This window comes from Butyricimonas sp. Marseille-P3923 (assembly GCF_900184685.1).
Classification (GTDB): Bacteria; Bacteroidota; Bacteroidia; order Bacteroidales; family Marinifilaceae; genus Butyricimonas; species Butyricimonas muris.
This window is the reverse complement of the sequence record NZ_FXXL01000007.1, coordinates 1350744-1362695: the sequence shown is the minus strand read 5'-3', so window position 1 is coordinate 1362695 and position 11952 is coordinate 1350744. Positions and strand designations below refer to the sequence as shown.

8 protein-coding genes are annotated in these 11952 nt (G+C 46.4%); 3 read left to right on the top strand and 5 right to left on the bottom strand.

All coding sequences use genetic code 11. The features are described from left to right. Nucleotides 1-9: 9 nt before the first annotated feature. From CS948_RS17175 to CS948_RS17165, 3 genes are read left to right on the top strand one after another with little or no spacing between them, the layout of a single operon-like run. Nucleotides 10-2334 (top strand): DPP IV N-terminal domain-containing protein, encoded by a 2325-nt coding sequence (locus tag CS948_RS17175; protein WP_099293063.1) that lies wholly within the window; start codon nt 10-12, stop codon nt 2332-2334. Between the two features lie 12 nt (nt 2335-2346). Continuing rightward, complete coding sequence (locus tag CS948_RS17170) at nt 2347-3663, top strand: thioredoxin-like domain-containing protein (protein ID WP_099293061.1); 1317 nt, start codon at nt 2347-2349, stop codon at nt 3661-3663. 57 nt (nt 3664-3720) lie between these two features. Then, nucleotides 3721-4461: a Fic family protein gene (locus tag CS948_RS17165; protein ID WP_099293059.1), complete on the top strand. Its 741-nt coding sequence runs from the start codon at nt 3721-3723 to the stop codon at nt 4459-4461. 335 nt (nt 4462-4796) lie between these two features. Here the strand turns inward: CS948_RS17165 and CS948_RS17160 are convergent, their stop codons facing one another. The 5 genes from CS948_RS17160 to CS948_RS17140 all read right to left on the bottom strand — a co-directional run bounded on the left by CS948_RS17160 (nt 4797) and on the right by CS948_RS17140 (nt 11708). Beyond that, nucleotides 4797-6107 carry a DEAD/DEAH box helicase gene (locus CS948_RS17160; RefSeq protein ID WP_099293057.1) on the bottom strand — a complete coding sequence of 437 codons (1311 nt, stop codon included), beginning with the start codon at nt 6105-6107 and terminating at the stop codon, nt 4797-4799. Between the two features lie 10 nt (nt 6108-6117). Then, nucleotides 6118-6909: a patatin-like phospholipase family protein gene (locus CS948_RS17155; protein WP_176555101.1), complete on the bottom strand. Its 792-nt coding sequence runs from the start codon at nt 6907-6909 to the stop codon at nt 6118-6120. A 122-nt stretch (nt 6910-7031) separates the two neighbouring features. Next, entirely contained in the window at nt 7032-8036 is a 1005-nt protein-coding gene (gene gap / locus CS948_RS17150; RefSeq protein ID WP_099293053.1) for a type I glyceraldehyde-3-phosphate dehydrogenase, read from the bottom strand. 395 nt (nt 8037-8431) lie between these two features. Continuing rightward, on the bottom strand, nt 8432-9841 hold the full coding sequence (gene tilS / locus CS948_RS17145) for a tRNA lysidine(34) synthetase TilS (RefSeq protein WP_255302059.1): 1410 nt from the start codon (nt 9839-9841) through the stop codon (nt 8432-8434). Nucleotides 9842-9851: 10 nt separating this feature from the next. Continuing rightward, complete coding sequence (locus CS948_RS17140) at nt 9852-11708, bottom strand: hypothetical protein (protein ID WP_099293051.1); 1857 nt, start codon at nt 11706-11708, stop codon at nt 9852-9854. Nucleotides 11709-11952 lie beyond the last annotated feature (244 nt).

Sequence of the window (11952 nt, the reverse complement as noted above, 5' to 3'; positions counted from 1 at the left end):
TCGTTGAAAATGAGGTTATACAATCTATTGGTATGCTCGTTTTGCTTTCTGTTGTCCGGCACGGTGCTCGGGCAACAGAAAGCAAATTATAAACTGGCGGACAAGTACTTGGTTTCCAAGATGGGAGGCGTCGTTTTCTCCCGGGAGGTGAAACCGAATTACCTGCCGGATAGCGAGCAATTCTGGTACTCGTACAAAACGAGTCGGGGAAATAATTATTACATCGTGAACCCGAAAAGCAAGAAACAACAGTTGTTGTTCGACAGCGAGGATATGGCTGCCCGGGTCAGTGAAATCACGAACAAGACATTTAACACGAGGGATTTAAATATCACGCCGAACTTTGCCGAGGATGGTAAGAGTTTTTCTTTCATGGTTCAAGGCGTCACTATCAAGTATGACCGGGCAACGGGACAATGTTTCGAGCTTCCTCGTCCCGAGGCGAAATCGACTGATAGAAAGGTGTACAACCGCTTGGCATTGATGTATTCATACGCCCCGGACAGCTCGTACGTGGTGTTTTCCCGGGGGCATAACATCTGGCTGCGGAAAGGCGATGAACCGGATTCCTTGGCTCGGCGTATCACGGACGACGGGATGGAGAATTTCTCTTACTCGGACAATGAAGTGGGGGAGGGCGTGGATATTTTCACCACGAAAGCCCGTTGGCTGAAAGGTACTCGCCGTTTGTTCGTGATACGGGAAGATAACCGGGGTATTGGCACTTTGCTTTTGGTTTCTTCCGCGGGGGGAGGACGCCCTCGTCTTGTGACACCTGTCAGCGGCAGCGGAAAATACACGATGCCGGGTGACAAGAAGGTGACACAATACGAGCTTTCCTTGATAGACGCGGAAACGGGAAAGGTCACGAAAGTAGCCCTAGAGAAGTGGAAAGACCAGAAAGTGAAATTATTATACATTTCCAAAGATAGCCGCTACCTGTACGTGCAGCGCACACGCCGGACGTGCGACGAGTTGGATATTTGCAAGGTGAACACGGAAACGGGAGAGGTAACCGTGGTGCTGAACGAGGTGTGCAAACCTTATTTCAGCGACCGCTGTCAATCGATTACCTTCCTGAATGGTGACCGGGAATTTATCTGGTGGTCGGAGCGTACCGGGTGGGGACACTATTACCTGTACTCTGCTGACGGACAGTACCGCGGGGCAATTACTTCCGGCAACTGGATGGCGGAGAAAATCGTCCGCCTCGACACGAATCGCCGGGAGCTTTATGTCACGGGACACGGGCGGGAGAAAGGCATGAATCCTTATTACGCTTGTCTTTATAAAGCCGCTTTAGACGGAAACGGTCGGGTGGAACTGTTGACACCGGAGGACGCTAACCATAACGTGGTCATGAGTCCGTCCGGGAATTACTTCGTGGACAATTATTCAAGGGTGGATTTGGCACCTCGTTCCGTGTTGCGGGATAAAAACGGTAAATTGATTTGCGATTTGGCGGAAGCGGATTTGAGCGCGCTCTATGCCATGGGATGGAAAATGCCGGAGCGATTCACGGTGAAAGCCGCCGATGGCGTGACGGACCTTTACGGGGTGATGTGGAAGCCTTTCGATTTTGATTCCACCCGTCAGTACCCGATTATCTCGTACGTTTATCCCGGTCCCCAACAGGAGGCAATGGATTTGAATTTCACGGCAACGGGTAATCACAACGCGGCATTGGCGCAAGTCGGTTTCATCGTCGTGAACATGGGACACCGGGGTGGAAGTCCCCTGCGGGACAAGTATTACCGTACTTACGGGTACGGGAATCTTCGGGATTACGCGTTGGCAGACGACAAGCACGGGTTGGAGCAACTGGCTGCCCGCCACTCGTTTATAGATATCAATCGGGTGGGCATATTCGGTCATTCCGGCGGGGGCTTTATGTCCGCCGCGGCGATTTGCACTTATCCCGAGTTTTACAAGGCGGCGGTAGCCTCTTCCGGTAACCACGATAACAACATGTACAATCAGGCATGGGGAGAAACTTTCCACGGGGTAACCCAGACCGTGAAAGGGAAAGATACCGTGTTTACTTGTAAAGTACCGACCAACATGGAATTGGTCAAAAATCTGAAAGGGCATCTCTTGGTGCTAACGGGGGACGAGGACGACAACGTGCATCCCGGTCATACCTTGCGTCTGGTAGATGCTTTATTGAAAGCCGGAAAGAATTTCGATATGTACGTCTTGCCCGGGCAGAAACACTTGTACCGGGGAGCGGCGGACCTCTTCTGGCGCCGTAAAATATGGTTCCATTTCGCGAAACACCTTTTGGGGGATTACTCTTCCGAGAATTTTACCGAGATGGACGGGTATAACCAGTAAAATAGCAACGAGATGATTAATAAAACTGTTTTTATGTTTGTGTTTACGATGCTTCTGGTGGGATGTCAATCCCGCCGGACCGTCGTATCCTTCACTTCTCCGGACATGGAATTGCCGGAAACATCATTAAGTATTGGAAATCAGGAATGGAAGGCGGTGCGTGATACCGCGAATACCATTCGGTTCGAGTTGGAGGATGTGCCCTCTGGATATGCGCTTCTGCGATTCGGGCGCACCGGTAAAATGATATTCGTGGAACGGGGACAAGATTTGACTGTCCGTTTTACCCGTCATGTGCAACCCGGAGTTTCCCGTTATTCATTCGAGGGCGAGTGTGCACGGGAAAATCAGTATATGGAAGAACAGACAAGACCTAATATGCGTGTTATGAATGACTTGTCTGAAGATGACGAGGTTATTCGTTTGTTGAACGACACGGTACGTCAGCGGGTGGAGGCTTTACGGGCTCTTGCCCTTTCTCCCGATTTTACCCGGTTGGAGAGCGAGCGCCAGCGTTATAATGTCCTGCGTTCCTTTTCTGTTTACAAGAAATGGGGGAATGCTCTTTATCCTTATTTGAAAGAGCAATTGAAGGAAAACCCGGAACTTCTCGTGACGGAGGATTATCAAGCCTTTTTATTGGATGGTTTGTACGCTATCGGTAGCGAGGGGCAGCCTGAATTTACCTTCTACGGTTATGCCAAGGGGCAGTTGGACTATATCGTGCAAAATATACAGGACACGGCAGTAGCCGATTTTGCGTTAAATTCCGTCTTGTCGAGATACATGGAGAGAAGAGGGGTGGAATCGATAGACGGGTTAATGGACATGTTCCGGCAGAAGGTACATTCTCCCCGGGTAAGGCAAGCCGTCGAGGAGTTATACGTGAAATGGAATCGGGTGGCGAAAGGACAATGCATACCCGAGTTTACTTTTCTGGATATTGATGACAAGGAAGTCGCGCTATCTGAATTCAAGGGCAAGTACGTGTACATCGATTGCTGGGCAACGTGGTGCGGTCCTTGCAAGCAACAATTACCGGCATTGAAACAGTTGGAACACAAGTATAAAGGAAAAGACATCGTTTTTGTCAGCATATCCAGCGATAGCGATAGGAATAAATGGGCAAACATGGTGAAAGAACAAAAGCTCGGTGGTGTACAGCTCATCAAGACAGTTCCCACGTATTCCGAGTTTTCCGACCTTTTCATGATAAACGCCATTCCTCGCTTTATTATCCTCGATAAAGAGGGTAAAGTGTTTGACGCGAACGCTACCCGACCTTCCGACCCCGCCACGGTGGAATTGTTGGACAGCTTGTTGTTGTAAATTTATTTTGTATATTTGTGGCTGAAACATAGCAAGAATAAGATTTGGCCGTAAGTTATGGAGCAGATATTTAATAAAGAGCAGCAAGAGAAAGTGCGATTTATATTGAACCATCCTTTGGCAAAGCTATCGGATTTGCGCTCAAGTGAAATAAAGGATTTAGCCGTGGTATGGTGTTACTATTCAGGTAAGATAGAAGGTAACACTTATACTTACGTGGAAACGGAAGCGTTGCTTAAAGACGGTATTACTTCCGAAAAGAAGTATGAGGATGCTAAGATGTTGAAAAACTTATATAACACGTTCATCTCTGAATTGGAATATATCTGTAAAGGAAAAAATCAAGAAGTGATAGATGAACGTACGTTATTCAGGGTACATCAATCCATATCTGCCGGTTTGGTTTCCGATGAAGAAGCAGGCTATTTAAGAACAAGAGCAGTCCGTATTAGTGGTACAGAGTATATACCGCCAAAGAATCTGCATGACATTCGGGCAAAGTTGAATGAAATACTTTATCAGCAGGAACAATATGTCAATCCACTGGAGCGAGCCGTTTACCTTCATTGCAACATTGCTAAATTGCAACCTTTCATTGATGGAAACAAACGGACCTCCCGAATGGTAGAAAGCATTGTATTGATGAATGCCGATATTATTCCTGTTTATTCTTCAAGGGATGCCGATATACTGAATTACAGGAAAGGATTAATCACTTTTTATGAAATGGGAGATTATTCTCCGTATGCAGATTACTTCCTGAATAAGCAAGTAGAACGAATTAAAGAAATAGAATAACAGTGAAGGAGCATTTCTGCTGAATTAGGCTCCTTCATTCGTTCTTCTCTCGTTGTTCAGACGTTGTTGAGATACTGCCGAACGGGTAAACAGCGGTAGTGTAAGAATTGTAGGACATTCCGCGGGGAGGTATCAATCCTAAATGGTTACGCTATTCTAGAGTTACTCTTGCTTAACCTTAAAAGTACAACACTTTCGCCTCACGAACGTATCATAAACGCACGTCGTCGTCTATGATACGTTCATGCTTCGAAGATGATACGTTCATGGTATAGGGAAGCGTGGGCGAAGGTTCCCTGTAGAGGGTGCTCGGGGATAGCCCGATGGCGTCTTCTTTATCTTGCGATGTCGATTTTGGTCTTCATGTTTTTGATTTTCTCGTTTCGGACGCGGGAGAGTAGTTGACGGATATTCCCTCGCCGTACGGCGACAAAGGCGTGATAATCTTTGACTTCGATTTTACCGATGTCCTCTTTTTTAAGTTGTCCTTTCTGGCAGAGGAAGCCCACGATATCCATTTTGTTCACTTTGTCTTTTTTGCCTTTCCCGATGTACAGGGTTGTCCAGCGGGGCGTCGCGGGGGAAGAGTTTTTCCCTGTCAGGGAGAATGTTTCCGGTGCTTCCGTCAGGTATTCCGGTAGTTCGTCTTCGTCGTCAAACAGGAGGAAGGCGGTACCGGAGGCGTTCATGCGTGCCGTTCTGCCGTTGCGATGTATGAAAGCGTCCTCTTTTTTGGGCAGGTGGTAGTGGATAATGTATTTTATTTCCGGGATATCCAAGCCGCGGGACGCCAAATCGGTGGATATGAATATGTTCGTGCTTCCGTTGCGGAATTTGCATAGAGCCCGTTCCCGTTCGTCCTGTTCCATTCCCCCGTGAAAGAATTGATTGTCCACTTCCCGCTCCCACAAGTAATCGCTGACTTCCTCTGCCCGTTCCCGGAAGTTACAAAATATAAGAACGGGTGCTTCGTCCAGTTCGCAGAGTAATTGGTATAGCGTGTCGAGTTTGCTCTCTCCTCGCGAATAGACCGATTTGACGGTCAAATCGGGAGCCGCGTTATGTTGGAAATCCAACGTGCAAGGAGAAACGACTCCCGTGAAAGCCGGAATGTCAACCACGTTTGTGGCGGAAGTGAGAACCCGTTTATGGAGGTTCGGGAGGTATGAAAATATACGTTCCATTTCACCGAGGAAACCGAATTCCAACGATTTGTCAAATTCATCCAGTATGATGGTGGAAACGGTGCTGATATTTATCGTTCTGTGTTCGATGTGGTCGAGAATACGCCCCGGGGTTCCGATAAGTAAAGTGGGAGCGTGGGCAAGACTTCTGGTTTCCACGTTGATGTCATGACCGCCATAGCAACAAACCACTCTTAGACCGCTTTTTAAGGAGCGGAAAACGTTTTCTATCTGCATGGCGAGTTCTCGTGCCGGGGTGAGAATCAAGGCTTGTATATCGTTTTTTTCACTGTCTAATGACTCTATCAAGGGGAGTAGAAACGCGAGCGTTTTACCCGAGCCGGTAGGAGAGAGCAGGATGATATTATCTGATTTCTTGTAGGCTCTCAAGGATGCTTCCTGCATCTCGTTCAAAGAGGTGATTCCGATATTTTCGAGCGCTAATCGTAAATCGTAAATCATAAATCGTAAATTAGTTTATTTTCAATTTCTTCTTGACTCTTGGACGGTCGAAGACTATTTTGGCTTGTTTGTAGCCTTCTTCCATGATGTCCTCGACGTTGTTGAGGTCGAACATGCTGAAACGGCTGATATGCCGGGGAACGATGACGATATCACAGAGTTGGGTGTCGATACTCATGTTAGACAGGATACCCATGTGAAACGAACGTTCGGCAAGATGCACGATGCTTTTGATATGGTTGCTGGGTTCCAACGGGTCGATATGCACCCCGATGACGATGTCACAAAGGTCACGAATAGGGCGTACGGGAAAATTCATAAAAACACCCCCGTCGGAATACAGGTGGTTGTCAATATTGACGGGTACGAACACGATAGGTATGGAACAGGATGCCAATACACGGGGTACAAGCTCGCCGCTGTTGAAGTGCGTGGGTATTCCCAAGTTCATGTTCGTGGCCGTGACGACCAGCGGTATTTGCAGGTCTTCAAATGTTTTTGCTTGAATAAATTCGGATAATCGTTTTCCCATTCCGTTCATGTTCATTATCCCGGTTTTAGACACGAGAGGACGGGCAAAGTCGAGAAGTTTTTTCCCCTTGAAAAAATCCACGCCTTCCTCTGCCGTGTGCCCGGAAGCGAATATGACACCCGCTATTGCTCCCGCGCTGGTTCCGGATATGATGTCCGGTTTGATTCCTAACTCCTGCATTGCCTTGAACACTCCCAGGTGGGCGAATCCTCGGGCTCCTCCTCCACTTAATGCCAAACCGATATGGAATGGACGTTTTTCTTGATTCATTGAGTTTGTAAAGTTTATAAGGTTTATAAAGTTCATAAGGTGATGGGATTCCATAAACTTTATAAACCTTATGAACCTTATAAACTTTATGGACTAAAAAAAGGGGCGATAGCCCCTTTTTATTATTTTACAGTAGCCATGTGAGCGATTAACTCGAGTACTTTGTTCGAGTAACCCCATTCGTTATCATACCAAGATACGAGTTTCACGAAATTGGAGTTCAATGCGATACCTGCTTTCGCGTCGAAAATAGAAGTGCGGGCATCTCCCAAGAAATCTGATGATACTACTTCTTCTTCGGTGTAGCCGAGGATTCCTTTCAATTCGTTTTCAGAAGCATCTTTCATCGCTGCTTTGATTTCGTCATAGGTAGCTGCTTTTTCCAGACGGCAGGTCAGGTCAACCACGGATACGTCCAACGTCGGAACGCGGAATGACATACCGGTTAATTTGCCGTTCAATTCCGGGATTACTTTTCCCACGGCTTTCGCTGCTCCGGTAGAAGACGGGATGATGTTTCCTGCTGCCGCGCGTCCGCCTCTCCAGTCTTTCATGGAAGGACCGTCAACTGTTTTTTGGGTAGCGGTCGTGGCGTGTACGGTAGTCATCAAACCTTCAACGATGCCGAATTTGTCATGAAGTACTTTAGCCAACGGTGCCAAACAGTTCGTGGTACAAGAAGCGTTGGAAACGATAGTTTGTCCCGCGTATGACTTGTTGTTTACTCCCATGACGAACATCGGGGTGTCGTCTTTTGACGGGGCGGACATAACCACGCGTTTAGCACCTGCTTTCAAGTGAGCTTCCGCTTTTTCTTTCGTTAAGAAAAGTCCGGTAGACTCTACCACGTATTCTGCGCCTACTTCATTCCATTTCAAATCTTCCGGGTTTCTTTCAGCCGTAACGCGGATAGCGTGTCCGTTCACTACGAGTTTGCCGTCTTTAGCCTCAACGGTTCCGTTGAAACGACCGTGCATGGTGTCATATTTCAACATATAAACCATGTAATCGACGTCGATCAGGTCATTAATACCCACGATTTCAATATCGTTTCTCGTCATTGCAGCACGGAAAACCAGACGACCGATGCGTCCGAATCCGTTGATACCAACTTTAATCTTTGACATTTTTCTTTTATTATTTGATTAATAATGATGTTAACTCTCTCGTTTAATGTCGTAAACTCACACAAAAGTATGGATAAAAAAATGAAAAACAAAAAACTTTTAGATTAGTTATACGCGAACGTTTTTTTTGTGAAAAAAGTTTGCGCAAACGTTTTAGATTTGTATCTTTGTCCCTGCAATGAAAGGAAATGTTTTTTGCTTTTATAAGTGTAGTAAATTTATTGTTAGTGTGTTAAAAAAAAAGAGGCTTATGCCTCTTTTTTAGTTTATAAGGTTTGTAAAGTTCATAAGGTTCATAAGGTTTTGTGTCTACGGCAGCGTGGGCTGCCGTTAAACTCTGTCCGAAGGACACCTGTTACTTTATAAACTTTATGGACCTTATAAACTTTATGAACTCATTTGGTATCCCTTTTTACAGTCAGTACCCTTTTCGTCGCGGGAGAGACTTTGTACCGGTCGTCGATGCGGTGGCCTACTACCCAGATAATGTCTTTGCCGGATTGGAGGATGAGGCATTCTTTTTTCTGTTTGGCACTGAATTTCAGGTCAGTGAAGAGGTCACTCAGTTTTTTCTTGCTGCGTTTCATGCCGAGAGGACAGAACCAATCGCCTGTCGACCAGTGGCGTAAGACTAGGGGATACGTGATTTTGTCGAGGTCGAAGCATCCGATTTCGGAATCTTGCGGGACTTGGAATGAATCGTCAATCTCTTGTTCCCCGAGCGTGAAAGTGTAATCGTCGAGGTGATATTCCCCGCTGTCTGCCAGAAGCGTGCGTTCTTCTTCTTTTTCCAGAATGTTGAAAAGCCGCCAGTACACTCTGCCTTTCGTGAGCAGGTATTCTCCCGCTTCGAATTGCTTGCCGGGGATGGCTTCGTTGCTATGGAGTATATCTTCTATTTGGGTGGCGTTGAACCCGTAAGGTCTTAGAAATTCGAACAGGAACGTGTAGGGGGCGGGCGATGCCATTGTCTTTTGGATGTCAATAAGTATTTCGCCGTTTTCTTCACTGACGATGTTTGCTTTCAGGCAGTCGATGCCGTACTTGTAGATTTGTTCCACCTCTTTCAGCGTGTTGCAATTTTCCTGCACGGTGTTGAGGAAGGAAGGATTGATTTCTTTGCAGACGGGAATAATCAGGTGGCGGATTTTATTCCGCACGTAATCGAGGGAATTGTTCGTCGAGTCGGTACGGTAACCGAGCTGGTTTTGCTCTATGTACGCGATAATCTCTTCCCGCGAGCGGGACAGGAGAGGACGCAGTATTTTATCCTTGACGGGACGAATACCCGTTAATCCTTTTATTCCGGTTCCGCGGCATATATTAATGAAGAGTGTTTCTGCCAAATCGTCGGCATGGTGTCCCACGACGATGTAATCCATTTTTTTCTTCAGCCGCATTTCCTCGAACCACGCGTAGCGTAATTCCCGTGCCGCCATTTCTATGCTGATGCCTTTTTTCTGGGCGTATTCCCGCGTTTCAAAACGTTTCACGCTCATGGGAATCCCGTAAGTTTCACAAAAGCGTTTCACGAATTGCTCGTCCATATTGGATTCCTTGCCCCGGAGATTGAAATTGCAGTGTAAGGCGTGTATTCTTAAATTCAAGTACTTGAACGCGTGAAGCAGTGTGATGGAATCGGCACCACCGCTGACGGTGATGATGAATCCCGCTTTTTCATCAATATCATGTTCCTTCAGGAATTTTTTTATCGTGTCCAACATAACCTTTCCATTTAATGATTCCCCTAAAATTAGCCATTTTTCCCGACATTCAAATAACGAGGGCGAATTTTTTTCTTGCATGGCAAGTTTTTTACCAGAAACGTTGTTTGCCGTCCTGTATGGTGAAAACGCGTTCTTCTTTGCCAGTTGTGTGGTTTTGAAGCCAATAGACCGCGTTGGAAGGAACCGCGTCAAACTCGATTTCATATCCCTCGGCTATTTTGCTGCCAAGCGATTGCCAACCGTCCCGGTCAAAGTAAAAAAGTTCGTATTCGTTGCCGGGATAGATGCCGTTCGCGTCGTTCCGGGGCAAGTAATGCATTTCCGAGATACTGACGGGTTCGCCGAAATCAATCATGAATTGTCGGGAAAGACGCCCGTAGCTGAGGGCGTTACCGTCAAAGATGTTTTCTGTCCTTGAACTTTCGCCGATCGGATCGATGCCTTTTCCCCGGATGACATTCCCCTTGTTATCCTTGAAGGTCCACTCGGAGAGTTCTGCCATTTTCGTGTGGTCGAACAGCCAGTAACGGTATTTTTGTGTCGTGTCCACGGGAACGATTACCGGGTACATGTTAGGGTTCCGGTCTACGCGATACACGAGTCGGGAAGTTTTGAACGAGGCATCGTTGGAACATCTGAAATTAGCCCCGACGAGCGCGTTCCCATGATATACCTTATTACTGTGTAACGGGTATTTTCGGGTGAGTTTTATGGTCTGCAAATTTGCTTTGTCCGGTTGTAAAGAGGTGGTTGTGCCATTCGCACGGAGAATGAAAGGATAAGAAAAGTTCTTCTGGAGATCGTTTTCAAAATGGACGGGGAAATAAATGATGTTTCGCCCGAGATCACGGAAGACCGCCTTATTTCGTTTTACTTTACCCCAATCAACGATGCGCAGTTGGCGATCGTTGAAAATGGCGAGATAGGCGTGGTGTATCGAATGGCGGCGACCGGGAATATCCGCTTTCACGGTCACGTCGGATGTCGCTTGATATTTACGGGTAACATCCCGGTTAAACGGGTCGCGGAAAAAAGGTGGAATGTATTCATCCCCTTCGGGTTCCGGAATTTCATTCACGGCGTAAGTGCGACGGAATACTTTCGGGGCGTTTTTGGTTTCCAGTTGCCCGTGCAATATATCCAGTTTCTTGGGATCGATGCCTACCGTCCACTCGTGAAAACCGTTCATGTCCGCCCAGCAAGGCACGTGGTCAATGGCAGCGGGAATACCCGCCATGCGGAATGCCAGTAATTCCAGTCGGCTGGTAAATACACATTCCGAGATGGTGAATGGAATGTTTGCCACGGAACCCGTGTTGGTTTTGTAGGACAAGGTATGGTCGCTGACTTGTTTGCTGATGTTGTAGACGGAGAATTTGCGGTCGTCGAAGTATTGTATAGCTTCCCGTATGTATTTTTCCTGTTCCGGGGTAAGTGAATCCCGCCAGTAATCCAACGTTTCGTTGCCGATACGATAGGGAAGAAGGTATTCCAGAAAGTCCTCGAAAGATATTCCTTCCAGCCACGGGCGGGTAGTCCATTGTTCAAATGCTTTGTCTATATTATATATAAGGTAATCCGCTTGCACGTGCTTGATGTCCGCTTCTATTTGTAGTTGCTGCCGTGAGCGTGAGTAACGGGCGGGTTGCATGAGAATCACTTTTTTTAACAGGTAATCTTGTATCGTCGTGTCGACTATTTGCTTGAAATCCTGAAGAAATTGCCCGCTATAAGAGAAATGTTCCGGCATGTTTTCTATAAGAAATAGGGCTGCTTGCAGTTTTAGACTGTCTTCGGGATTTTGGGAATAGTGTTTCAGCACTTTTTCCAGTTCCGCCCGGTTGGCTTCACTGGCTTGCAAAGCATACTCCAAACGCGGGGATGTATCCCGGCAAGAACAAAATATGATACAAGAAAGAGTTGTAATCAAGCAGATATATTTCATTATCAAAACGGTTTTCTTAATTATGAGGCAAAAGTAGGTATAATTTGAGGAATATCATTAAAGGTTCGTTTATTAATAGTCTGTTTCGAGAGAATCCAAGATTATCCGTATCGTTGTAATTATTCCCGTATTACCATGATAATAAGCAAGAAATAAAAAAACACTAATTTTGGTATTTGTGTGTGATTATTACTATTTTTGAGCGTCAATAAACGAAGGTTTATTTCCATTCCGCTGCTAGATG